Annotated in this window: 16 protein-coding genes and 4 tRNA genes; 12 read left to right on the top strand and 8 right to left on the bottom strand. The window is 70.8% G+C overall.

Annotated elements, in window-relative coordinates:
- Positions 1–398 precede the first annotated feature (398 nt).
- From ACFQZQ_RS11505 to hemA, 8 genes are all read right to left on the bottom strand, one after another.
- Positions 399–9,218, bottom strand: coding sequence for a GH36-type glycosyl hydrolase domain-containing protein (locus tag ACFQZQ_RS11505; RefSeq protein ID WP_386812942.1), 8,820 nt, complete (start codon positions 9,216–9,218; stop codon positions 399–401).
- 155 nt (positions 9,219–9,373) lie between these two features.
- On the bottom strand, positions 9,374–10,153 hold the full coding sequence (ppk2, locus tag ACFQZQ_RS11500) for a polyphosphate kinase 2 (protein ID WP_386812941.1): 780 nt from the start codon (positions 10,151–10,153) through the stop codon (positions 9,374–9,376).
- Positions 10,150–10,500, bottom strand: coding sequence for a helix-turn-helix domain-containing protein (locus tag ACFQZQ_RS11495; protein ID WP_386812940.1), 351 nt, complete (start codon positions 10,498–10,500; stop codon positions 10,150–10,152). Before ACFQZQ_RS11495 ends, ppk2 begins: the two co-directional genes overlap by 4 nt.
- 14 nt (positions 10,501–10,514) lie before the next feature.
- Positions 10,515–11,033, bottom strand: coding sequence for a molybdenum cofactor biosynthesis protein B (moaB, locus tag ACFQZQ_RS11490; RefSeq protein ID WP_386812939.1), 519 nt, complete (start codon positions 11,031–11,033; stop codon positions 10,515–10,517).
- A 140-nt stretch (positions 11,034–11,173) separates the two neighbouring features.
- Positions 11,174–12,886, bottom strand: coding sequence for an O-linked N-acetylglucosamine transferase, SPINDLY family protein (locus ACFQZQ_RS11485; RefSeq protein WP_386812938.1), 1,713 nt, complete (start codon positions 12,884–12,886; stop codon positions 11,174–11,176).
- 7 nt (positions 12,887–12,893) lie between these two features.
- Entirely contained in the window at positions 12,894–13,349 is a 456-nt protein-coding gene (locus tag ACFQZQ_RS11480) for a GNAT family N-acetyltransferase (protein WP_386812937.1), read from the bottom strand.
- A gap of 197 nt (positions 13,350–13,546) precedes the next feature.
- A complete protein-coding gene (gene prfA, locus ACFQZQ_RS11475) occupies positions 13,547–14,632 on the bottom strand; it encodes a peptide chain release factor 1 (protein WP_386812936.1) in 1,086 nt (361 codons plus the stop codon).
- 178 nt (positions 14,633–14,810) lie between these two features.
- Positions 14,811–16,079 carry a glutamyl-tRNA reductase gene (gene hemA, locus ACFQZQ_RS11470; RefSeq protein WP_386812935.1) on the bottom strand — a complete coding sequence of 423 codons (1,269 nt, stop codon included), beginning with the start codon at positions 16,077–16,079 and terminating at the stop codon, positions 14,811–14,813.
- A 121-nt stretch (positions 16,080–16,200) separates the two neighbouring features.
- On the opposite strand from hemA, the gene ACFQZQ_RS11465 reads away from it, so the two are divergent.
- From ACFQZQ_RS11465 to ACFQZQ_RS11410, 12 genes are all read left to right on the top strand, one after another.
- Complete coding sequence (locus ACFQZQ_RS11465) at positions 16,201–17,904, top strand: tetratricopeptide repeat protein (RefSeq protein WP_386812934.1); 1,704 nt, start codon at positions 16,201–16,203, stop codon at positions 17,902–17,904.
- Positions 17,901–18,563, top strand: coding sequence for a lipoprotein insertase outer membrane protein LolB (gene lolB, locus ACFQZQ_RS11460; RefSeq protein ID WP_386812933.1), 663 nt, complete (start codon positions 17,901–17,903; stop codon positions 18,561–18,563). Before ACFQZQ_RS11465 ends, lolB begins: the two co-directional genes overlap by 4 nt.
- A 70-nt stretch (positions 18,564–18,633) precedes the next feature.
- The gene (gene ispE, locus ACFQZQ_RS11455) at positions 18,634–19,548 is read left to right on the top strand and encodes a 4-(cytidine 5'-diphospho)-2-C-methyl-D-erythritol kinase (RefSeq protein ID WP_386812932.1); all 915 of its coding nucleotides are present in this window, start codon (positions 18,634–18,636) and stop codon (positions 19,546–19,548) included.
- Positions 19,511–19,587: transfer RNA gene (locus ACFQZQ_RS11450), tRNA-Gln, on the top strand. The genes ispE and ACFQZQ_RS11450 overlap by 38 nt, the downstream gene beginning before the upstream one ends.
- A 105-nt stretch (positions 19,588–19,692) precedes the next feature.
- Positions 19,693–20,652 (top strand): ribose-phosphate diphosphokinase, encoded by a 960-nt coding sequence (locus ACFQZQ_RS11445; protein ID WP_386812931.1) that lies wholly within the window; start codon positions 19,693–19,695, stop codon positions 20,650–20,652.
- A 115-nt stretch (positions 20,653–20,767) separates the two neighbouring features.
- Entirely contained in the window at positions 20,768–21,430 is a 663-nt protein-coding gene (locus tag ACFQZQ_RS11440) for a 50S ribosomal protein L25/general stress protein Ctc (RefSeq protein WP_386812930.1), read from the top strand.
- A gap of 69 nt (positions 21,431–21,499) precedes the next feature.
- A complete protein-coding gene (pth, locus tag ACFQZQ_RS11435) occupies positions 21,500–22,081 on the top strand; it encodes an aminoacyl-tRNA hydrolase (protein ID WP_386812929.1) in 582 nt (193 codons plus the stop codon).
- An 84-nt stretch (positions 22,082–22,165) separates the two neighbouring features.
- Positions 22,166–23,257, top strand: a complete 1,092-nt coding sequence (gene ychF, locus ACFQZQ_RS11430) for a redox-regulated ATPase YchF (RefSeq protein WP_386813044.1) — start codon at positions 22,166–22,168, stop codon at positions 23,255–23,257.
- 150 nt (positions 23,258–23,407) lie between these two features.
- Positions 23,408–23,493, top strand: a tRNA-Tyr gene (locus ACFQZQ_RS11425).
- Positions 23,494–23,623: 130 nt separating this feature from the next.
- Positions 23,624–23,697, top strand: a tRNA-Gly gene (locus ACFQZQ_RS11420).
- Between the two features lie 37 nt (positions 23,698–23,734).
- Positions 23,735–23,810: transfer RNA gene (locus ACFQZQ_RS11415), tRNA-Thr, on the top strand.
- 52 nt (positions 23,811–23,862) lie between these two features.
- The coding region (locus ACFQZQ_RS11410) for a GTP-binding protein (RefSeq protein WP_240734204.1) at positions 23,863–23,991 on the top strand (129 nt) is incomplete at its 3' end.

Here is a 23,991-nt window from a genome sequence, read left to right as displayed (position 1 = left end):
CTTTCTCCTGACCCTAAAGCTCGATGGCTGCTGGAGCGCGAGTGATTCCGGCTCGACGTTGAGTGAATTTCACTCGCGCGTAAGTGATTCCGGCTCGGCGTTGCGTGAATTTCACTCGCCCGCAAGTGATTCGGGCTCGGCGTTGAGTGAACTTCACTCGCGCGCAAGTGATTCCGGCTTGGCGGCGAGTGAATTTTCCTCGCTCGCGAGTGATTTCGGGCTCGGCCGCGAGTGAATTTCACTCGCGCGCGAGTGATTTCGGCTCGGCGGCGAGTGAGTTCCGCTCGAACGCCAGTGGACGTGGGTCGGATTTCACGCATGCGCCGGCCTCGCCTCCAACTGCCCGGCATGGCGCTGCACATCGGGTTGGCACTTCGCGTCGCACGCAGATTGCGCCGCTATCCGGCGCGCGGCGCCACCCACGCCTCGACCACATGCTCGGCGTAGTCGTCCTGCAGCGGGATCACCAAGCCGTCCTGCTCGATGCCGTCGACCGTGAGCCGCGACTGCCCGCCCGGCGGCAGCTGCCGCACGCGGATCCGGTACACGCTGTCGCGGTAGCGGTAGCGCAGCGAGTACTCGGGCCAGTCGTGCGGGATGCACGGCGCCAGGCGCAGGCGGTCGCCTTCGCGCTGCAGGCCCAATAGCGACTCGACCACCAGCCGGTACATCCAGCCGGCCGAGCCGGTGTACCAGGTCCAGCCGCCGCGGCCGACGTGCGGCGGCACCGCGTACACGTCGGCGGCGACCACGTAGGGTTCGACCTTGTAGGTCGCCACGGCCTCGGGGCTGTCGCCGTGGTGCACCGGGTTGATCATGCGCAGCAGTTCCCACGCGCGCGCGCTGTCGCCCAGGTGCGCGAACGCCATCGTCGCCCAGATCGCCGCATGCGTGTATTGGCCGCCGTTCTCGCGCACGCCGGGCACGTAGCCTCGGATGTAGCCCGGGTCCTGCGCGGTCTGGTCGAACGGCGGGTCGAGCAACTGCACCAGGCCGGCGTCGCGGCGGACCAGATAGCGGTCAAGCGAGGCCATCGCCTGGCGCGTGCGCTCGGGGTCGCCGGCGCCGGACAGCACCGACCAGCTCTGCGCGATCGAATCGATCCGGCATTCGTCGCTGGCGGTGGATCCCAACGGCGCGCCGTTGTCGAACCACGCACGCCGGTACCAGGCGCCGTCCCAGGCGTGCAGTTCGAGGTTGCCGCGCAGTGTCTCCGCCGCGTCCAGGCAGTGGTCGGCGAAGCCGGCGTCGCCGCGCGCGCGGGCGACGCCGCTGAAGCGGTTGAGCACGTCGAACAGGAAGAAGCCCAGCCACACGCTCTCGCCGCGGCCGCGCTCGCCGACGCGGTTCATGCCGTCGTTCCAGTCGCCGGTCGCGATCAGCGGCAGGCCACGTTCGCCGACCAGTTCCAGCCCGCGCTGCAACGAGCGCACGCAGTGCGCGTACAGGTTCTCGCGCAGCAGCGAGCGCAGCGGCAGGTCGTAGTACGACTCTTCGTCGGCGTTGACAGGGCGGCCCTCGATGTACGGGACGACCTCGTCGAGTACGCCGGCGTCGCCGGTCGCGCCGATGTAGCGGCAGGCCGCCAGCGGCAGCCACAGGTAGTCGTCGGAGCAGCGCGTGCGCACGCCGCGGTCCAGTGGCGGGTGCCACCAGTGCAGCACGTCGCCCTGCGGGAACTGGTGCGCGGCGCTGAGCAGCAGGTGCGCGCGTGCGCGCTGCGGCTCGGCGTGGACCATCGCCATGGTGTCCTGCAACTGGTCGCGGAAGCCATAGGCGCCGCTGGACTGGTAGTAGCCGCTGCGCGCGAGGAAGCGGCAGCCGATCGTCTGGTACAGCAGCCAGCCGTTGGCGAGCACGTCGACGCTGGGATCGGGCGTCTGCACCTGGATCGTGCCCAGGGTGCGCAGCCAGTAGATGCGCACGGCGTCGAGCGCGTCGTAGGCGGCATCCACACCACGCGTGCGCCGCGCCAGCGCGACCGCATCGGCCCAGTCACGCCCGAGGCCGAGGCGGAACACGGTCTCGCTGGCCTCCACGGCATCGAGCTGCAGCGGCACCTGGATCGCCGCGCACGGGTCCAGCCCCGGGCCGAGCTTGCCCGACAGCCGCTCGCGCCCCATAGCGGCGGGCCGCTGCGGGTGGCCGTTGCGGCCGAGGAATTCGGCCCGGTCGCCGGTGACGCTGCGCGCCGGCGCGCCGGGCGCGACCGGGTCGGTGTCGAAGAACGCGACCCGGCCCTCGAATTCGGTGTTGTAGGCGTTGCGCGCGGTGAGCACGCCGCTGTCGCCGTCGATCTCGGTGACCACGTGCATCTGGGTCTTGGCGTGCAGGTCGCCAAGGATCCACTCGACGTAGCCGGTCGCGCTCAGCCGCCGCGGCCGCCCGCTGCGGTTGTGCAGCTTGAGCACGCTGAACTTCACCGCGTCCTCGAGCGCGACGTACACCCACAGCTCGCTGGCGATGCCGTCCTCGACGTGCTCGTAGACGCTGTAGCCGAAGCCGTGGCGGGTGCGGTACGGGCCTTCGCCGCGGCACGGCAGCGGCATCGGCGACCAGACCCGGCCGCTGTCCTCGTCGCGCAGGTAGAACGCCTCCCCGCACGCGTCGCCGACCGGGTCGTTGTGCCACGGCGTGAGCCGGAACTCGTGCGCGTTCTCGCCCCAGGTATAGCCCGGCGCGCTCTCGCTGACGACGCAGCCGAACTGCGCGTTGGCCAGCACGTTCGACCACGGCGCCGGCGTGGTCTGGCCGTCGGCGAGGTCGATCACGTACTCGCGGCCGTCGGGCGAGAAGCCGCCGAGGCCGTTGCCGAGGAGGCGGGTGTCGGCGACCGCATCGAACGGCCACGGGTCGAGCACAGCCGCCGCCGGTGCGCCGCGCGCGTGCGCGTCCGCAGCGGTCGTGTCGGGCGCCGGCGCCTCGTCGAGCAGGTCGGGCTGCACCGGCGCCGGCAGCAGCAGCGACATCGCTGGCACGACGGGCGGGCGTCTACCGACCTGCTCGGCCAGACTGCCGCGCGCATCGCTGAGGATCACCCGCGCCACCGACTGGATTAGGATCCGATCCTCCTGCGAGATCTGCTGGGTCGGGCGCACGAAGATGCCGCCGGGGCGGTCGATCACGTGCGCCTCCACGCCCGCCGCGATCAGGCCCATGATCTGGTCCTGCAGCTGCTGGCGGTAGCCGGCCTGGTCCTCGTTCCAGATCACCAGGTCGACTGCCAGGCCCTTGAGCCGCCAGTACGCGTGCGCCTGCACCAGCTGCCGCACCAGCTCGATGTTGTCCGCGTCGGCGATCTGCACCAGCACCACCGGCAGGTCGCCGGAGATCGCCTGGCCCCACAGCCCCGACTGGCCGCGGCGGTTCTGCAGCAGCACCGCCGGTTCGGCGCGCAGCACCGGGTTCGCGTACAGCACCAGCCCGGCCAGGCGCTCGTACAACTGCGCATCGGCCTGGCTGGCGTTGATCTGGCGGCGCACGACCTGACTGTGGGTCCAGGCCAGGTCGAACACGCGGTCGGCCAGGCGCCGGTCGCGGTACTTCTCGATCAGGCCGGCGCAGGCGTCGCGCGTGCCGCCGACGCCGGTGACCATGTCGACGGTCGCGGTCTGGCCCGGCGCCAGGGTGATGCGGCTGCGGATCGCGACGATCGGATCGAGCACCGAGCCGTCGGTGTTGGACAACGCATCGGTGCCGGTCAGCGCGCGCGGTCGCTGCAGGCTGTGGCCGCGGCCGACGAAGCGCGCGCGATCGGTTTCGTACGAGATCGCGTCGATGTCGGCGCCGTGCACCGCCACCAGGTGGAACATCCACGGCGGGCTCTCGTCGTGGCCGCGCGCGCGCCGGGTGCAGACGATCGCCTGCTTCATCGGCACCAGTTCGGTCTGCACGAACAGGTTGCTGAAGGCCGGGTGCAGCTCGTCGGAGATCGCCGGCGCCAGCACCACCTCGGCGTAGCTGGTGATCTCGATCGCGCGCGGCTCGCGCGTGCGGTTGGTGATGCGCAGCCGGCGCAGCTCGATGTCGTCCTCGGGCGACACCGCGATCTCGGTGTGGGTATCGAAGCCCAGGTGGCGGCCGCGGAACTCGGCCTTGGCGTCGGAGAAGATCGCCTCGTAGCCTTCGACCGCGACCGTGCACGGCTGGTGGGTGGTCGACCAGAACTGGCCGCTGTCGACGTCGCGCAGGTAGCAGAAGCTGCCCCAGTGGTCGCGCGTGCCGTCCTCGCGCCAGCGCGTGACCGCCATGTCGTGCACGCGGCTGTAGCCGCCGCCGGCGCTGCTGACCATGAGGTGGTAGCGGCCGTTGGAGAGGATCTGCACCGCCGGGCGCGCCATGTCGGTGCCGCGGAACACGCGCAGCCGGGTCTCGGCGACTTCCGACAGCGGACTGGCGCCGGCGACCTCGGCCGCGTGCGGGTGGAACACGCCGGTGCGCGGGATGCGCTCCTGCAGCAGCAGCAAGGTCGCCTGGAACTCGGGGTCGGCGACGAAGCGCTTCTGCATCGGCTGGTCGCACAGCAGGTAGGCCAGCGACAGCAGGCCCATGCCCTGGTGGTGGACCATGAACGAGCGGATCACCGCGTGGCTCTGCCCGCGCGGCAAGCGCGCGGCGGTGTAGTCGATCGCCTCGAACAGGCCGAAGCGGCCGGCGAAGCCCTCGGCGGTGAGTCGCTGCAGGTTCTCGCACGCGGCCTCGGGCGCGACCATCAGCGCCATCATGCTCGCGTACGGCGCGATCACCAGATCCTGCGCCAGGCCACGCTTCAGGCCCAGCCCCGGCACGCCGAACGCGCGGTACTGGTAGTTCATGCGGGTGTCGACCAGGTTGTAGCCGGACTCTGAAATGCCCCAGGGCACGTCGCGCTGGCGGCCGTATTCGATCTGGCGGTCGACGCAGTTGCGCGCGGTCTGGTCGAGCAGGGTGCCCTCGAAGCTGGGCATCACCAGTTGCGGCATCAGGTACTCGAACATCGAGCCCGACCACGACAGCAGCGTGGCGTCGCCGTCGATCTCGGTCAGCAGCCGGCCCAGCGCGAACCAGGTCTCCTGCGGCAGCTGGCCCTGGGCGATGGTGACGAAGCTGCACAGCCTCGCCTCGGAGGCGAGCAGGTCGTAGTAGCCCGGGTCGCGGCGCTGCTCATCGACGTTGTAGCCGATCGCGAGCAGGTGCCGCGCCGAATCGTAGAGGAAGCCGTACTGATGCTGCGCGCACTGGCTGGCGACGTGCGCGAGGCGCTCGAGTTCGGCGATCCGCGCCTGCGCGCGCGTGGCGGCGACGGCGACGGCGTGCGCGCGTTCGTCGTCGGGGTCGTGCGGCCCGGACGCGGACGCGGCGACGCCGCGCGCGAGTTCGCGCAGGGTCGGGATCGGTTGCACGGAAGCGGGCACGCCGTCGCCATCGCTGGGCGCATCCAGCCACGACGCCAGCCACGGCACGAGCCACAGCAGGTCGTCGTGCACGCTTTCGCATTGGCGCAGCAGCGCGCGTTGCCAGAACCGCGCTTCGTCGTCGGTCGCCGCGGGGTCGGCATCGGGCGCGGGTTGCTGCAGGTCGCGGGCGAGGCTGCGCAGCCTCGCCAGCAGCTGGGCCGCATCGCGCAGGCTGGTCGGCGCGGCAGTGCCGGCGTCGTCGAGGGCGTCCTGGAACTGCGCCACCGCGGCGTGCGCTGCCTGGCCGCCGCCGCTCGCGTCGCCGTGCGCTTCGACCAGCACCGCCAGAGTGTCGGCCAACCCGGCCCAGGTCGCCGGCGACAGCAGCGGCGCATCGGGCAAGGCCAGCAGCCCCTGCCGCAGCGTCAGCAGGTGGCCGGCGAGGTTGCCGCTGTCGACCGTGGACACGTAGCGCGGCGGCAGCGGCTGCAGGGTTTCGGTGTCGTACCAGTTGTAGAAGTGGCCGCGGTGGCGCGGCAAGGACTCCAGCGTGTGCAGGGTGTTGCGGCAGCGGGTCATCAGCTCGCCGACCGGGACGTAGCCGAAGTCGTACGCGGCCAGGTCGGCGAGCAGCGCCAGGCCGATGTTGGTCGGCGAGGTGCGGCGCGCGACCACCAGCGTCGGGTGCTCCTGCACGTTGTCCGGCGGCAGCCAGTGGTCGGCGGCGGTGACGTGGGTGTCGAAGAACGCCCAGGTGCGGCGCGCGAGGCGGCGCAGGAACTTGGTCTGCGTCAGGGACAGCGGCACCCCGGCGCGCTGGCGCGGGCGCCCGAGCCACCACATCAGCCACGGCGACAGCGCCCACAACGCCAGCACCGGCGCGGCGACCGGCAGCGCGGCGGGCTGCACGAAGGCGATCGCCGCGGCGCTGGCCAGCGCGAACGCCGGCCCGAACCACATCGTCCGCAACGCCGCCAGCGCGCCGTCGCCGAGCGTGCGCTCGACCTCGCTGGACGGGCTCCACTGCAGCAGGCGCCGGCGCGACACGCCCATCCGCCACAACGTGCGCGCAATCGCATCCAGGCTGAAGTACGCCTCGTACGGCAGGCACGCGAGCGCCAGTGGCACGCGCGCGAAGTTGCGCAGCACCGCGGCCATCGCCTGGTGCAGGTGCGCACGCAGCGGCAGGTCGGGCGGGCGGCTGGCCAGGTCGATCATCGAGGCCAGCAGCGGCGGCACCACCGCGATCGCCAGCACCCACGCCGTCCACGCCAGCGGCGCCGGCGCGAACAACCAGCCCAGCACCAGCAACGCGGTGATCGCCGCCGGTACCAGCGAGCGGCGCAGGTTGTCGACCAGCTTGCCGCGCGACAGCAGCGACAACGGGTTGCGTTCGCCGCGCACGTCGGTGCGCCGCACCCACGGCCAGATCCACGGCAGCAGCTGCCAGTCGCCGCGGATCCAGCGGTGCCGGCGCTTGACGTCGACCGCGTAGCGCGACGGGTAGTCCTCGTACAGCTGCACGTCGCTGACGAGTCCGGCGCGCGCGTAGCAGCCCTCGAGCAGGTCGTGGCTGAGGATGCTGTCGGCCGGCATGCGGCCCTCGAGCGCGCACTCGAACGCCTCGACGTCGTAGATGCCCTTGCCGACGAACGAGCCTTCGCTGAACAGGTCCTGGTAGACGTCCGACACCGCACGCGTGTACGGATCGATGCCCGGCTCGCTGCCGTACAGGCGCGCGTACCACGAGCGCGCCTGGCCGCTCATCGCGATGCCCACGCGCGGCTGCAGGATGCCGTAGCCGCGGGTGACCACGCCCCGCACCGGGTCGAACTGGGCGCGGTTGAGCGGGTGGGCGAGGGTGCCGACCAGCTGCCGGGCGGCATCGCGCGGCAGCTGGGTGTCGGTGTCCAGGGTGATGACGTAGCGCACCCCGGCCAGCGCGTCGGTGTCGCCGACGATTAGCGAGAACGCGTCGCGCGCACCCGTGCGGAGCAGCGCGTTGAGCGCGGCCAGCTTGCCGCGCTTGCGTTCGTGACCCATCCAGGTGCCTTCGCGCGGGTTCCACAGCCGCGGCCGCTGGAACAGGAAGAAGATGTCGCCGCTGCCATTGGCATGGCGCAGGTTCAGTGCCTCGATCTCGCGGCGCGCCGCGACCAGCAGCGCCGCATCGCCGGGCAGTTCGGCCGCGTCGGCATCGAAGAAGTCGGTGAGCAGTGCGAAGCGCAGGTTGCGGTCGCGGTTGGCCAGGAAGCGCACCTCCAGCGCTTCGACCAGGTCGCGCAACGCCGCTTCGCTGCCGAACATCGTCGGCACCACCACCAGCGTGCGCGCTGAAGCCGGGATGCCTTCGGAGTAATCCAGCCGCGGCAGTGCGCGCGGCGTGGCCAGAAGGGTCGTGGCCCAGTTGACCGCCGCCACGCCCAGCTCGCTGAACGCGATCACGCACAGCACGCCGACCAGCCACGGCCAGGCCGGGCCAAGCCAGGCCGGCGCCGCGGCGACCACCAGCCCGTGGGTGAAGATCGCGACGATCAGCGCGATCGGCAGCGTGTACGCCAGCAGCGGCACCCGCCGCGCGGTCTTGCGCACCGCGGCGTTGACGCCGTGGCGCGGCGCCAGCGCCACTTCGAGCTCGCGCCGGCCGTCGTCGACCAGGTAGTAGCCCACGTGCGCGGCGACGTCGTTGGGGTCGCCCTGGGCCGCGCGCTGGCGGGCCAGCTCCAGCGCCTTGTGCGCGACATCCACTTCGAGCAGCCCGCCGCGCCGCGCGATCTGTTCGGCGACGTGGCGGTAGCGGTCGCGGGTGGCGAAGTCCATCAGCCCGTAGGTGCCGTTGGGGTCTTCGCGCAGCGCGTGCTCGACCACGCTCATCGTCTCGACGAACTCGCGCCAGTCCATCATCGCCAGGAAGCGCAGGCTGCCGATCGAGTTGCTGACCGAGACCTGGTCGGCGGCCTGCTGCTGGTTCTCGGTCTGCACCATCTGCTCGATGGTCTGGTCGCTGTCGGCCAGCCACTGCTCGACCCAGGTCAGTGGCAGCGACAACGCCGAGCTCTGGCCCTGCAGGCGGCGCGCCAGTTCGGCCACGAACGAGCTGGCCACCGGCGGCTGCGAGCGCGCCATGTCGGCCACCGCCAGCACCAGGTTCTTGGGGTCGGACTCGGCCACTTCGGTCAGGCGGTCGGCCCACAGGTCGGCGAGGTTGCGGTCGGTGCGGTCGGCGAGGATCCGCGCGCTGACCCGGCGCAGGTTCTCGATCAGCGCCAGCCGCAGCATGATCGGGATCGCCCACAGTTCGCCGAGCTTGAGCGGGGTCACGCTCTGGTAGGCCGCGACGAAGCGCGCCAGGCTGTCCGCATCCACCCGGCCATCGCCGTGCGAGATCGCGTTGAGAGCGATGTCGTAGACCCGCGGCAGGTCGCGCGACGCGCCATGGGTCAGGCGGGGCAATTCGCGGCTGTAGCCCTTGGGCAGATGCCGGCGCGCGATCGAGATCTGCTCCTCGATCAGGTAGATGTTGTCGAGCAGCCACTCGCCGGCCGGGGTCAGCCGACGGTTGGCATGGGCGGCCTCGTTGAGCAGGCTGCAGACGTCGTCGAGCACCTGCTGGTTCTCACCCAGACGCTGCAGCAGCAGGTCCGGCGCCGGCGCGGTGCTGACCCGGTGCGCGCGCGCGAGCGCCTTGCCGTGGCGCTCCATCTGCTCGGCGCTGAACAGCTGCGCGCGCAACGGCGGCTCACTGGCGAGGGCACCACGCCGGGCCACGCGGCGGGCGGAGCGGCGGGTGGTCGAACGGGTGGCGCGGAGCCACGCGCGCAGCAGGGTCTTGCGGGTCGCCATCCAGCAGAGGCCGAGTCGATCGGGCGGGGGTGCCTGGATCGAGCATCGCATCGGGCTCATACGGGTTTTGTGAATCGGTGCCGCGGTGCCCGTGCGGCGGGCCTGGTGGCACGGGCGGCTGCTTGCCGCCGCGGCCGCCGCGACCCTTGGCGGCACTACTCGCCGTCGTAGGCCGGGATCGGCTGGAGCACGCCGTAGCGTTCGCGGCGCGGCTTGCCCGGCAGCGGCGCGAACTCGAGCGGCACCAGCGGCACGTGGGTGTCGGGCAGGCGGTCGAGCAGGTCGCGGATCAGGGTCAGGCGCCCGCGCTTCTGGTCGTTGAAGTCGACCAGCGTCCACGGCGCGTGCGGGGTGTGGGTGGCCTTGAGCATCGCTTCGCGTGCACTGGTGTACTGCGCATATTTCTTGCGCGCCTCGAGATCGATCGGCGACAGCTTCCAGCGCTTGAGCGGGTCGGCCAGGCGTTCGGCGAAGCGCGCCTCCTGCTCGGCCTGGTCGCAGCACAGCCAGTACTTGAACAGCACGATGCCGTCGTCGACCAGCAGCTGCTCGAACGTCGGCGCCTGCTTGAGGAACGCCTTGACCTGCGCGGCGTCGGCGAAGCCCATCACCTGCTCGACGCCGGCGCGGTTGTACCAGCTGCGGTCGAACAGGGCGATCTCGCCGGCGGCCGGCAGGTGCGGCACGTAACGCTGGAAGTACCACTGCGCCGCTTCGCGCTCGCTGGGCTTGGGCAGCGCAACGACGTGGCATTGGCGCGGGTTGAGGTGCGCGGCGATCGCCTCGATCGCGCCGCCCTTGCCCGCGGTGTCGCGCCCTTCGAGCAGCACCACCGCGCGCTTGCCGGTGTGCTTGAGCCAGCGCGCCATCGCCGCCAGTTCCAGCTGCAGCGGTTCGAGCAGCGCTTCGTACTCCTTGCGCTTGAGCTTGCTCATGGCTTGGCCTTGCGTGCCGGCGTGCGCTTGGTGCCGGCCATGCCCGAGGCGACTTCGAGCAGCGCCCCCTGCTGCTTGGCATTGAGCGCGCGATAGGCGGCCAGCAGGTCGTGCTCGCCCTGGCTGCGCGCCGGGTCGAAGGTGCTGGCCAGTTCGGCGAGCAACGCCCCGGCGGGCACGCCGAAGGTGCGCGCGAGCGCGTCGAGCTGGTCCTTGCCCGGCAGCTTCTCGCCCTGCAGCCAGGCGCTGACGGTGGCGACGCCGGCGCGGGGAATTGCGGTGGCGATGTCGGCGGTGCTCATGCCGCGGGCCTTGGCGAGCAGGCGCAGGGTGGTGGCAAGCGGCATGTCGAGCACTCCGGTCATTCCTTCAGGCGGGGACGCAACGTGGCCAGGTTGCACGGCCGCGTGCGGGCATCGAGCTGGGCGTGGATGATCTTCTCCCACGCGGTGCGGCAGGCCGAGGTCGAGCCCGGCAGCGCGAACACGAACGTGCCATTGGCCAGCCCGGCGAACGCGCGCGATTGCAGGGTCGAGGTGCCGATCTCGTCGAAGCTGAGCGCGCGGAACAGTTCGCCGAAGCCGGGCATCAGCTTGTCGAGCAGCGGCTGCAAGGCTTCGGGCGTGGAGTCGCGGCCGGTGAAGCCGGTGCCGCCGGTGACCAGCACGCCGTCGATCGCGGGATCGGCAATCCAGCGCGACACGATCGCGCGCAGCTGGTAGCGGTCGTCGGGCAGCAACGCGCGTTCGGCCAGCGCATGGCCGGCTTCGACCAGCGCGGCGGCGAGGTAGTCGCCGGAGCTGTCATCGGCCAGCGTGCGCGAATCCGACACGGTGAGCACGCACAGGTTCAAAGGAATGAAATCGCGGTCGGCGGTCATGCCGGCAGTGTAGGGCGGGTTTCAACCCGCCGTCGCCATGCAAGGTTTCCCGGAATATGGGATGTCGATCCGGGGCGGCGATTCCTCGCTATCTGGTGGGGCGGGATGGCGGGTTGAAAACCGCCTACAACGGCCGCGCCCTACAACAGCCGCGCCATGCGTTGCACCACACCGGCGAAATCCGCGGCGAACCCGTCCATGTCGAACAGCCCGCTGTCCTCGCGGCGCTGCGCCAGCTCCGCGCGAACGGCGGCCAGTGCGTGCGGGTCGCGCCCCAGTGCGACCGCGCGCGCGACGAACGCGGCATCGTCGTCGACGTTCATCGCGCCCATGCCGAGGTGGTGGTTGAGGCTGCCGGCGACGCGCGCGGCAAACGTATCGCCCGGCCGCGTCAGCACCGGGCAGCCGGCCCACAACGCATCGGAGGCGGTGGTGTGGGCGTTGTACGGCTGCGTGTCGAGGAACAGGTCGGCCAGCTGCAGGCGGGCGAGGTAGTGCAGGTGCGGTTGCTTGGCCATGAACACCAGCCGCTGCGGGTCGACGGCCTGCGCCTGCGCGAACGCGCGCAACCGCGCATCGGCCTGACCCGGCCCCGACAGCAACCACAGCACGCTGCCGGGCACTTCGCGCAGCACCGCCAGTGCGCGGGACATGCTGTGCGGGTTGAGCTTGTAGCTGTTGTTGAAGCAGCAATACACCACACCGGCGCCCTCGGCGGTGCGCTCGGGCAGGGCGCACTCCGCGCGGGTGGGTGTCGGCGCAATCGCGCGGCTGGTGTCCGACGGCTGGAAGCAGCGCGGCAGCCAGGCCACGGTCTCGCTGAAGTGCGCAGCCAAGGATTCGGGCAGCACGAAGCGGTCGGCCAGCACGTAGTCGATCCACGGCGCGCCCGAGGTGCCCGGATACGCGAGCCAGTTGACCTGCACCGGCGCCGGGCGCAGCGCCAGCACTTCCGGCGCGCCGCCCCCGCCCCAGCCGCGCAGGTCGAACAGCACGTCGATGCCGGCGTCGCGGATGCGCGCGGCGACCTGGGCGTGGGGCTGCGCGGCGACGTCGTGGAGGGCGTGCGCCGCCGCGTGCAGGCGCTGGCGGATCGGGCTGCCGTCGTCGCGGTTGAGCGCGAACAGGTGGACTTCGATATCCGCTTGCGTGCGCAACGCCTCGAACAACGCCACGGTCAGCAAGCCGGTCGGGTGCGCGCCAAAACCGTTGGACAGGAATCCGACCCGCAGCGGGTGCTCCCCCCGTTGCAAAAGGCGGGCTGGGGGGGATTGGCCCTGCTGCACCGCGCGCGCCACTTCCGCCGCACGCAACCGCGCGCATTGCAGTTGTTCGGCCGCGCTCGCGTCCTCGCTGAGGAACGCGAACGGCTCGACCGCGGCGCGGCCGTCGCGCACCGCGCCGCGCACCTGCGCGGCCAGCGCATCGAGGTCGCGCCAGTCGCACAGCTTGCGCCGCCACGCCAGCAGGTACGCGGCCAGTTGCGGTTCCTGCGGCGCCAGCGCGTAGGCGCGCGCGTAGGCCTCGGCGGCGGCTTCGGCCTCGCCGCTGTCCTCGAGCGCGTGCCCGAGCCAGACCGCGATGCCCGGGTGGTCGGGCGCGTTCGCGGCCGCGCCGCGCAGGCTCGCGACCGCGTCCTCGCGGCGGCCGAGCATCCATTGCGCGCGCCCGAGGCGGGCCAACGCTTCCGGATGGCCGGGGCGCAGCACCAGCGCTTGCCGCGCCGCGGCTTCGCCGGCGCGTGCGTCGCCGGCATCGAGTTCGTGTTCGGCCAGCACGATCCACGCCAGTGCGTTGCCGGGCTCGCGTTCGACCGCGAGCCGGGCTGGGTGGCGGGTGTTGGACTGGTGCACCACCGCGTCAGCCGGCGGCTAGCGGCAGCAGGTAGCGCAGCGTGTCGTCGTAGCGCTGCCAGCCGCGGGATTCGTACAACGCCTGTGCGGCGTGGTTGTCGGGATTGGTTTCCAGCACCAGCCGGAGTGCGCCGTCGCCGCGCGCGAATTCCGCCGCCGCCGCGAGCAGCGCCTGCGCCACCCCGCGCCGCCGCGCCGAATCGTCGACGTACAGGTCGTTCAACACCCACACCCGCGCGGCGCGCACCGACGAGAACGACGGATACAACTGGGTGAACCCCGCCGCCGCGCCATCGAGCTGCGCCAGCAGCACCACCGATTCGTCGCGCTGCAGCCGTTGCGCGATGAACGCGTGCGAAGCGGCGCTGTCGCCGTGCTGGCCGTAGAACTGGCGGTAGCGGTCGAACAGCGGGGCGAGCGTGTCGAGGTCGGCGGCGGTGGCGCGGCGGATGGAAAGGGTCATGGCGGCAAGCTTACTGATCTTGGCCCCATGGTTTGTGCGCAACCGCGAAGGCGGTGATGTCATGGTCTCTGTAGATCCGAGCCTGCTCGGATCGCTCCTAAAACCTCCAAGAAGCGCTCCGAGCGGGCTCGGATCTACAAGAGCGGGTGTCCGACGAGCAGATCGCTCCCGCGCGGCAGGCCCGCACGCGATCCTGCTCAAGCGCCCTGCGTCAACCGCGCCAGCTCGTCGGCCTGGTGCTCCTGCTGCAGTCGCGCGACCAGGTCGTCGAGCGCGCCGGTCAGCACGTTCGGCAGGTCGTACAAGGTCAGCCCCTCGACGCGGTGGTCGGTGATCCGGCCCTGTGGGAAGTTGTAGGTGCGGATGCGCTGGCTGCGGTCGCCGCTGCCGACCTGCAGCTTGCGGGTCTCGGCCTGGGCCGCGGCGGCCTTGGTGACCTGAGCGTCGAGCAGCATCGCCTTGAGCCGCTTCATCGCCTTGTCGCGGTTGGCGTGCTGGCTGCGCTCGGTCTGGCTTTCGACCACCACGCCGCTGGGCAGGTGGGTGATGCGGATCGCCGAGTCGGTCTTGTTGACGTGCTGGCCGCCGGCGCCGGAGGAACGGAACGTGTCGACGCGCAGGTCGGCGGCGTTGATCTCTATGGGCTCTCCCTCGGCTTCGACCGGGATGATCGCCACGGTTGCCGCCGAGGTGTGGATGCGGCCCTGCGACTCGGTCTCCGGCACGCGCTGGACGCGGTGGGTGCCCGATTCGAACTTCAGCTGCGAGTACGCGCCGCGGCCCTCGATCCGGGCGATGACTTCCTTGAAGCCGCCGTGCTCGCCCTGGCTGGCCGACTCGATCTCGACCTTCCAGCCCTGGCGCTCGGCGTAGCGCGAGTACATCCGGAACAGGTCGCCGGCGAAGATCGCCGCCTCGTCGCCGCCGGTGCCGGCGCGCACTTCCAGGTAGATGTCGCCGTCGTCGCGCGCGTCCTTCGGGATCAGGTGCGCGAGCAGTTCGACGTCAAGCTGGGCCAGGCGCGCGGTGGCCGCGGCGATCTCCTCGTCGGCCAGTTCGCGCAGCTCCGGGTCGCCGCGCATCGCCTCGGCGGCGGCAAGGTCGGCCTTGGCGGCGGCTTCGTCGGCCAGCGCGGTGGCGACCGGTTCGAGCTGGGCGAATTCGCGCGACAGCTTGCGGAACTGGTCGTTGTCGGCGATCACCGTCGGGTCGCCGAGCAGGCGCTCGAGTTCCTCGCGGCGTTCGGCGAGGGCTTCGAGCTTGCGGCGCAGGGTAGGGGTCATGGGGGACGTCGAAACTAGAGGTTTGGGGAATTCGGGGGGGGGTTGCTGCGTCGATTCGCCCGAACGCAGTCATCCCGAGCGTAGCGAGGGACCTGCTTTTTTTTGACGGAGGAACCGAGAGCAAAACATGTCCCTTGCTGAGTTCGGGACACCAAGCACGCCAGCGTCGCTAGCCGTGCTAAGTGGTGTCGTCGGCGGCCGGGTCAGTGGCAGGAAACAGCTTGTCGGCCGCCCGCGCCAGTTCGCCGTTGCCGGTCAGCGCCGCCTCGCGCAACGCGACCGTCGGCGCGTGCAGCAAGCGGTTGGTCAGAGTGTGGGCGAGGAAATCCAGCACCGCGTCGGGCTGCTCGCCCGCGGCCAGTTGCAGCTTCGCCTTCGCCAGCACCTCGGCGCGCGCCGCCTCGCCGTGCGCGCGCAGGCGCTTGAGCGGCTCGGTGCGGGTGCTCGCGGCCAGCGTCTCGACGAAGCGCGCCACCTGCAGCTCGACGATCGCCTCGGCCTCGGTCGCGGCCTCGCGCCGGCTGCGGCGGTTGTCTTCGATCGTGCGCTCGAGGTCGTCGACGGTGTACAGAAACACGTCGCGCAGCTGTGCCACGTCCGCGGCGACATCGCGCGGCACGGCGAGGTCGAGCAGCAGCATCGGCCGGTGCTTGCGCGTGGCCAGCGCCGCGGCGACGTGCTGCTTGAGCACCACCGGTTCGCGGCTGGCGGTGGCGCAGATCACGATGTCGGCCTCGCCCAGGTGGCGGTCGAGTTCGGTCAGCGGCAGCGCGACCCCGCCGTGGCGGCTGGCCAGGTCCTGCGCGTGCGCGAGAGTGCGGTTGGCGACCAGCAGCCGCTTGGTGCGGGCCTGCACCAGATGCCGCGCGGCCAGCTCGATGGTCTCGCCAGCGCCGACCAGCAGCACGGTCGAATCCTCGAGCCGCGCAAAGGACTCTTGCGCCAGGCGTACCGCCGCCGACGCCACCGACACCGGGTTGGCACCGATCCGGGTGTCGGTGCGCGCGCGCTTGGCGGTGCTGAAGGCGTGCTGGAACAGGCGGTCGAGCTGGCTGCCGAGGCTGCCGGCGGCGCGCGCCGAGGCCCAGGCGTCCTTTACCTGGCCGAGGATCTGCGGCTCGCCGAGCACCAGCGAATCCAGCCCGGTGGCGACCCGGAACAGGTGCCGCACCGCGTCGGCGTCGGTGTGCCGGTATAGATACGCGTGCAGGTCGCCAAGGTCATCGGGATGCGTGGCCAGCCAGTCGCCCAGCGCGCGGCCGTCGTCGTCGGCGACCGCGTACAGCTCGGTGCGGTTGCAGGTCGACAGCAGTGCGACCTCGCGCACCGGCGGCAACGCGCGCAGCGCGGCCAGCGCGGCCGGCACCGCCTGCGCCGAGAACGCCACGCGCTCGCGCAGGCTGACCGGCGCGGTCTGGTGATTGATGCCGAGGACGAACAGGCTCACGGGTGGGGCAATTTCCGTTCAGGCGCTTGCGATAAGCTGCTGGCTGCCGAGGGCCGACATTCTACCGGCCCCGGCTTCGAGGCAATAAATGCCTGCGTTGCTGACTAGGTTCCCCGACTCGATGCCACCAGCTGTCCACCACCTCCTGCGCATGTTCCTCGCCGCCGCGTTGCTGCTAGCGCTGCTGGCTACGCCCGCGGAGGCTGCGAATCCGCCGCCCGCGGACGACCCCACCGGCCGCTCGCTGGAGCCGCTGCTGGCCGGCGAATTCGCGCTGCAGGCCGGCAAGCTGGACGAGGCGGCCAAGGCCTATCTCGACGCCGCCCGCGCCGCCAACGATGCCGCGCTGGCCGAGCGCGCGACCCGGATCGCGCTGCTGGCCAAGGACGACGTCCGCGCCCGCGCCGCGCTCGACCTGTGGCGCTCGCTGGCCAAGACCCGCCCCGGCGCCGACGCGCAATCGCTGCTCGCCGCCGAGGCCACCCTGGCCCTGCGCCGCGGCGACGACCGCGCCGCCCGCACGCACCTGGCCGCGCTGCTGCGCGCGCCCGGCGACGACGGCTGGCGCCAGGCGCTGGGCGTGATCGGCGCCGGCGCGCGCGACCCGCAGCAGGCCGCGCGCCTGCTCGAGCACCTGGTCGACCGCAACCTCATTCCGACCCGGCTGCAGGCCTGGCTGGCCTTTGGCGGCCTGGCCCAGCGGCTCGACCAGCCGGTGCTGGCCGAGCGCATCGTCAGCGAAGTCGTGCGCCGTTTTCCCGGCGAGCCGCGCGTGGCGCTGCTTCGCGCCAGCCAGCTGCGCGAGGCCGACAAGCCCGATGAGGCGCGCGCGGTGCTAGCCAGCGTTGCCGCGCAGGCCGACGGCAACGCCGAATTGCGGCTGGCGATCGCCAGCGAGTACGACCAGCTCGGCGACCTCGCCAGCGCCGCGGCCACGCTCGCGCGCGGCCCGCAGGACGAGCAGAGCTACGCGCTGCGCGCCTCGTTGCTGGCGCGCGCCAAGGACAATGCCGCGCTGGCCAAGCTCTACGAGGAACTCGGCCGCACCGCCGCCAAGCCCGATCCGCAGCGACGCCTGCTGCTGGGCCAGGTCGCCGAGTTCCTGGAACGCAACGAGGAGGCGCTGGCGTGGTACCGCGGCGTCCCCGGCGGCCCGCAGCGCTGGCCGGCGCTGCTGCGCGGCGCCAACGTGCTGCACGAACTCGGCCGCGGCGCGGAAGCCTACAAGTCGCTGACCGACCTGCAGGCCGACGCCGCCGTGCACGAGGACGCGCGCCGCGACGCCTACCTGCTCGAGGCGGCGTTGCGCGAGAAGGACAAGAATCCCGCCGGCGAGCTCGACGCGTTCGCCCGCGGCCTGGCCGCGTTTCCCGACGAGCCCGAGATCCTTTACGCGCGCGCCCTGAGCTATGAGCGCCGCGACGACATCCCGCGCGCCGAGGCCGACCTGCGCCGGATCCTGGTCGCCGAGCCCGACAGTGTCGCCGCATTGAACGCACTGGGCTACACGCTCGCCGACCGCACCACCCGCTACCAGGAAGCGCTGGAGCTGATCGACCGGGCGCGTACCGCCGAGCCCGACAACGCCGCGATCATCGACAGCCACGGCTGGGTGCTCTACCGCCTGGGCCGCAACGAGGAAGCGCTGGTCGAACTGCGCCGCGCCTTCACCCTGCAGAAGGACGCCGAGATCGCCGCGCACTTGGGCGAGGTGCTATGGGCGCTGCGCCGGACCGACGAGGCGCGCAAGTACTTCGAGGAAGCGCGCAAGCTCGACCCCGAAAGCCGCGCCCTCAAGCGCGCGCTGGCGAAGACCGGCGCATGACGCGGCGCATCGCGGCGGCGTCGCGCGCGTTGCTGGTCGCGGCCACGGTCGCGCTGCTCGCCACCTGCGCGACCACCCAGCCGATCCGAACCAGCCTGCCGGCGGCCGAGGTCGCCGCCGCGCAGGCGCGCCAGCTGGCGCGCGAAGCCGCGCTGCGTGGCGAGCCCGACTGGTCGCTCGCGGGCCGGATCGCGGTGTCGAACGGGCGCAACGGCGGCAGCGGCCGCATCGACTGGCAGCAGGTGGGCCCGCGTTATGAGGTTTCGCTGAGTGCGCCTGTCACCCGCCAGAGCTGGCGCCTGGCCGGCGATGCGGCCGGCGCGCGGCTGGAAGGCATCGACGGCGGCCCGCGCGAGGGCGCCGATGCCGGCGAGCTGCTGCGCGCGGCGACCGGCTGGGACATTCCGGTGGCGGCGCTGGCCGAGTGGGTTCGTGGCGTGCGCGCCGACGGGCTGGGCCCGGCCGTGGTCAGCTACGGCGCCGACGGCCGCCTCGCCCGCCTCGCCCAGGGCGGCTGGGAAATCGACTACCGCTGGCCGGACGCAGCCGCGGGCGCGGCCAGCGCCGACGCGCAGGCGCTGCCCGCGCGCCTGGACGCGCGCCGCGGCGACGCCCGGGTGCGCCTGATCGTCGATGCATGGAATCCGGGCGAGCCCTAGCGCGCGATTGCGTTCATCGCCCTCCCGCGGCTGCTGCCGCGAGCACCCGCCGAGCTCGGCCCCCACTGGTATGACCGATCCCAACCCCCTCAAGGAATGGACCCGCTGGCCCGCCCCGGCCAAGCTGAACCTGTTCCTGCGCATCACCGGCCGCCGGCCCGACGGTTACCACCAGTTGCAGACCGTGTTCCGGCTGCTCGACTGGGGCGACAGCGTCCGCCTGCGGCTGCGCGACGACGGCCGGATCGTCCGCCACGGCGCCTCGGCGCCGGGCGTGGCCGAGGCCGACGACCTGACGGTTCGCGCGGCGTATTTGTTGCAATCAGCAGCTAAATGCGCGAAAGGTGTCGATATCGTCGTCGAAAAGTCGATCCCGCTTGGTGGAGGCTTTGGTGGCGGCTCGTCCGATGCGGCCACCGTGCTGGTGGCGCTCAATGCCTTGTGGGAGGCCGGACTCGATGTGGATCGGCTCGCGGAGTTGGGGCTGCAGCTCGGCGCCGACGTGCCGGTCTTCGTCCGCGGCCGCAACGCCTGGGCCGAAGGGGTCGGCGAGCGCCTCGCGCCGGTCGACCTGCCGCCCGCCTGGTACGTGCTGGGCGACCCCGGCGTGCCGGCCCCGACCGCGGTTTTGTTCCAGTCCCCTGAATTGACGCGCGATGCCGCGCCCGCGACAATGGCCGACTTCGTTTCGGGTAAACCGCTCGGGAATGCTTTCGAGCCGGTATTGCGCGCGCGCGAACCCGCCGTCGAGGCGGCGTTGGCGGTGTTGTCGCGGATCGGTTCGGCGCGCCTGACCGGGTCCGGCAGCGGCTGTTTCGTCGAGTTCGCGAGCCGCGAATCGGCCGAAGCGGCGCTGGCGGAGTTGCCCCCGGGCTTCACCGCCTGGGTCGCGGCCGGCGTCGCGCGGTCACCGCTGCACGACGCGCTCGAAACACAGGTTGTTCCGCAGGGGCGTCGCCAAGAGGCCCAAGGCACCAGGTTTTGATCCTGGCATTCGTAGGTTCGAATCCTACCGCCCCTGCCAAAAATCGGTTGTCGTGTTCCTGTGTGATGCAAGGCTTGGTCGGGCTTCGTGGGCCGGATCGGGTACGAACTTCCGCCACGGTCAGAGCGAAGCGGAGATAGGCAAGTGAAGAACGATCGCAGCCTGCTGGTGTTCAGCGGCAATGCCAACCGCCCGCTCGCGCAGGCGGTGTGCAAGGAGCTCGGCATCCGCCTGGGCAAGGCGCTGGTCGGCACCTTCTCCGACGGCGAGGTGCAGGTCGAGATCGAGGAGAACGTGCGCCGGCAGGAAGTGTTCGTGATCCAGTCGACCTGCGCGCCGAGTGCCGAGAACCTGGTGGAGCTGCTGGTGCTGGTGGACGCGCTCAAGCGCGCCTCGGTCAGCAGCGTGACCGCGGTGGTGCCGTACTTCGGCTACGCCCGCCAGGATCGCCGCCCGCGTTCCTCGCGGGTGCCGATCACGGCCAAGGTCGCGGCCAAGATGTTCAGCGCGGTCGGCACCGACCGGGTGTTGACGGTCGACCTGCACGCCGACCAGATCCAAGGCTTTTTCGACATGCCGGTCGATAACGTCTATGCCTCGCCGCTGCTGCTGGCCGACATCTGGCGCGCGCATGGCACCGACAACCTGATCGTGGTTTCGCCCGACGTGGGCGGCGTGGTGCGCGCCCGGGCGATCGCCAAGCGCCTCGACGACGCCGACCTGGCGATCATCGACAAGCGCCGCCCGCGCGCCAACGTGTCGACGGTGATGAACATCATCGGCGACGTCGAGGGCAAGATCTGCGTGCTGGTCGACGACATTGTCGACACCGCCGGCACCCTGTGCGCCGCTGCCGCTGCCCTCAAGGCGCGCGGCGCGCTCAAGGTCGTCGCCTACTGCACCCACCCGGTGCTGTCGGGCGCGGCGATCGACAACGTCAGCAAGTCCTCGCTCGACGAGCTGGTGGTGACCGACACAATCCCGCTGACCGAGGCGGCGCGGGCGTGCGGCAAGATCCGTCAGCTCTCGGTCGCCGAGTTGCTGGCCGAGACCATCCGCCGCATCGCCTTCGGCGAATCGGTCAGCTCGCTCTACGTCGACTGAGCGCACCCAAACCCGCGTCGCCGGATCCGTCCGGCGACGCAACCCGCTCATCTGGTCGCGGATGAGCGTTTCCACCGCCGCGAGGCGGATCCTGCAAGCAAAGTGAGTACACGAAATGTCCGAACACACCATCAAGGCCACTGGCCGCAATGTCGAGGGGAAGGGTGCGAGCCGCCGCCTGCGCCATGCCGCCAGCATCCCGGCCATCGTCTACGGCGGCAGCGCCGCGCCGAAGCCGATCCAGCTCGACCACGAGAAGATCTGGCTGGCCAGCCAGAACGAGTGGTTCTACTCGTCGATCCTCAGCCTCGACGTCGACGGCAAGGTCGAGAGCGTGCTGCTGCGTGACATGCAGCGCCACCCGTACAAGCAGATCATCATGCACCTGGACTTCCTGCGCGTGGACGCCAACCAGGCGCTGCGGGCCAAGGTGCCGCTGCACTTCCTGAACCAGGACAGCTCGCCGGCCGGCAAGGCCGCCGACGTGGTCGTGCTGCACGAGCTCAACGAGGTCAGTGTCAGCTGCCTGCCGGCCGACCTGCCGGAGTTCATCGAGATCGACCTGGCCACGCTGGCGGTCGGCGACATCGTCCACCTGTCGGACCTGAAGCTGCCCAAGGGTGTCGAGCTGCCCGAGCTGAAGCTGGGCAAGGAACACGACGTGGCCGTGGTCATCGCCAAGCACGGCCGCGTCGAGGCCGAGGAAACCACCGAAGCCGCTGCCGAAACGGCCGAAGTGCCGGCCGCCAAGGCCGCCAAGAAGGACGACGCCAAGTAATCGCGTCGGGTCGGGATGCCTGCCCGTGCAGGCGTCCCGGCACGTCCGCGCCGCTTGGCACTGTCATCGATGGCGGGTTTGCGCCTTATCGTCGGGCTGGGGAATCCCGGTCCCGAGCACGCCCGGACCCGGCACAACGCCGGGTTCTGGTTTGTGGACGCCCTCGCGGAAAAGCTGGGCGGGCGTTTCGGCCTGGAATCCAAGCTGTTCGGCGAGACCGCCAAGGTCGAGATCGCAGGCACCCCGGTCTGGCTGCTGAAGCCGGCCACGTTCATGAACCTGTCGGGCAAGTCGGTCACCGCCGCGATGCGCTACTGGAAGATCGAGCCGGACGAGGCGCTGCTGGCGCACGACGAGCTCGACCTGCCGCCAGGCACCGCGCGGCTCAAGTTCGACGGCGGCCATGGCGGCCAGAACGGCCTGCGCGACAGCATGCGCCTGCTCGGGCATGGGCAATTCCATAGGCTGCGGGTGGGTATTGGCCACCCGGGCCACAAGGACAAGGTCACCCCGTGGGTGCTGGGCCGTCCGGGCCGCGACGACGAGGCGGCGATCCTGCGCGCCATCGACGACGCGCTCGACGTGCTGCCGCTGGCGGTCACGGGTGACATCAACGAGGCGATGAAGCGGCTGCACACGCCGCGCGCCTGACGCCTATCGATTCCCTCCGGTCGAAGGCACACATTTCCACGACGCCGGCAGCTGCCGGTGTCGCACCACAGCGAGTACAGCGTCATGGGCATCAAATGCGGCATCGTCGGCCTGCCCAACGTCGGCAAGTCGACCCTCTTCAATGCCCTGACCAAGGCCGGCATCGCCGCGGCCAACTTCCCGTTCTGCACGATCGAGCCCAACGTCGGCGTGGTGCCGGTGCCGGACCCGCGCCTGAACGCGCTGGCCGGGATCGTCAACCCGCAGAAGCTGATCCCGACCGCGGTCGAGTTCGTCGACATCGCCGGCCTGGTGGCCGGCGCCGCCAGCGGCGAGGGCCTGGGCAACAAGTTCCTGTCGCACATCCGCGAGGTCGACGCGATCACCCACGTGGTGCGCTGCTTCGAGAACCCCGACGTCATCCACGTCAACAACAAGGTCGACCCGATCGCCGATATCGAGACCATCGATACCGAGCTGGCGCTGGCCGACCTGGACTCGGTCGAGCGCGCCCTGCAGCGGGCCGAGCGCTCGGCCAAGACCGGCGACAAGGACGCCAAGGTCCGCGCCGAGGTGCTCGGCCGGGTCCGCGCCGGGCTGGATTCGGGCAAGCCGGCGCGCGCGCTGGGCCTGTCCGAGGACGACCGGCTGGCGGTCCGCGACCTGTTCCTGCTGACCCTGAAGCCGGTGATGTACGTCGCCAACGTGCTGGAGGACGGCTTCGAGAACAACCCGCACCTGGACGCCGTGCGTGCCCGCGCGGCGGGCGAGGGTGCCGAGGTCGTGCCGGTCTCGGCCGCGATCGAGGAAGAGCTCAGCCAGCTCGAGGATGCCGACCGCGACGCCTTCCTGGCCGACCTGGGGCTCGACGAACCCGGCCTGAACCGGGTGATCCGCGCCGCCTACAAGCTGCTGGGCCTGCAGACCTACTTCACTGCCGGCGTTAAGGAAGTACGAGCCTGGACGGTGAAGGCCGGCTCGACCGCGCCGCAGGCGGCCGGGGTGATCCACACCGATTTCGAGAAGGGCTTCATCCGCGCCGAGACCGTCGGCTACGACGATTTCATCCAGTACAAGGGCGAGGCGGGCGCGCGCGACGCCGGCCGCCTGCGCAAGGAAGGCAAGGACTACCTGGTCAAGGAAGGCGACATCCTGCACTTCCTGTTCAACGTGTAGGGCGGGTTTCAACCTGCCATCGCCATTCCGGGAGGCGGGTCGAAGCCCGCCCGGCGAAGCATCGCCGCGGTCGTAGCGCAACAAAGTACGAATCCGGGTTCAGAATGCGTTGACATCCATCCACGGGGCCGCCAAAATTGCGGGCTCTTTGGAGGGATACCCAAGCGGCCAACGGGGGCAGACTGTAAATCTGCTGGCTTACGCCTTCGGTGGTTCGAATCCACCTCCCTCCACCAGTTGAGAAGCGAAATCTTCTACACTGGTCGATCAAGCAAGCTGGTCAGGTAAGTTGATCAGGCAAGTGCGTCACGCAGTACCGGCGGCCCTACCAGCCACCGGCGCAAGGCCCAGCACGGTGGTTTCGGCGCGGGAGTAGTTCAATGGTAGAACATCAGTTTTCCAAACTGATTACGCGGGTTCGATTCCCGCCTTCCGCTCCATTGAATCGCCGCTGCTGAAACCTGTTGGGAACAATCCGCTCACGTAGCTCAGTCGGTAGAGCACCTCCTTGGTAAGGAGGAGGTCGAAGGTTCGATTCCTTTCGTGAGCACCACATTCGCAAGTCATCGCCACCACCATCCGTCCAAAAACGAGAAGCGACAGTCATGGCCAAGGGTAAATTCGAGCGCACCAAGCCGCACGTGAACGTGGGCACCATCGGCCACGTCGACCACGGCAAGACCACGCTGACGGCAGCGCTGACGAAGGTGGGCGCCGAGCGTTTCGGTGGCGAG

Source organism: Lysobacter koreensis (assembly GCF_042677045.1).
GTDB lineage: Bacteria > Pseudomonadota > Gammaproteobacteria > Xanthomonadales > Xanthomonadaceae > Lysobacter_K > Lysobacter_K koreensis.
This window is presented reverse-complemented; position numbering and strand designations above follow the sequence as displayed.